This window comes from Gordonia sp. 852002-50395_SCH5434458 (genome assembly GCF_001665905.1).
Classification (GTDB): domain Bacteria; phylum Actinomycetota; class Actinomycetes; order Mycobacteriales; family Mycobacteriaceae; genus Gordonia; species Gordonia jacobaea.
Genome location: NZ_LZTC01000005.1, coordinates 1 through 725, shown reverse-complemented (window position 1 = coordinate 725; position 725 = coordinate 1). Strand labels below are relative to the sequence as shown.

Genomic DNA, 725 nt, shown 5'->3' with positions numbered 1-725 from the left:
GCAAGGCGGTCACTGACTGGCTCACCACCCAAAGTAAGCAGTTCCGCACCGAGATCACCCATGTGGTGATCGACCCGTCCGCAGCGTATGCGGCCGCGGTCACCACCGAGCTGCTTGCGAATGCGACTCTGGTTGTCGATCATTTCCATCTGATCAAGCTCGCCAACGACGCCGTCACTGGGGTGCGGCGGCGGGTCACCTTCGATGCCCACGGTCGCCGTGGCCGGAAACAAGACCCGGAATGGGCCAACCGACGGCGCCTGCTCACTGCGCGAGAACGATTGTCGGACAGATCATTTGCGAAGATGTGGAATGCTCTTATCGACAACGACCCCACCAGTGAGATCCTCACCGCCTACATCGCGAAAGAGGAACTTCGCGCACTGCTGGCCTGCGCCCGCGAAGACGCCGACGACAGCGAGGTCCGCCGGCGTCTGTACCGCTTCTACACCTGGTGCGCCGACGCGAACATCCCCGAACTCACCCGCCTGGCCGCCACCATCGAGACGTGGTGGCCGGCGATCCTGGCATTCGTGCACACCGGCCTGACCAACGCCCGCACCGAGGGCTACAACCGGCTGGTCAAACAGGTCAAACGCGTGGCCTGCGGCTTTCGTAACACCGAAAACTCACGCCGCCGGATACGATTCCACTGCACCCGCGCCCAGCGGGCCAACAACCAGCAATTCCACTGCTGAGCAGTGCCCGGCTAACTTCGAAGAGCC

At 63.2% G+C, this 725-nt stretch carries 1 protein-coding gene; it reads left to right on the top strand.

Going from position 1 to position 725, the window contains the following annotated elements:
- A partial coding sequence (locus tag A5785_RS00865; RefSeq protein WP_064864176.1) for an ISL3 family transposase occupies window positions 1–698 on the top strand: 698 nt, incomplete at its 5' end.
- Between the last annotated feature and the right edge of the window lie 27 nt (window positions 699–725).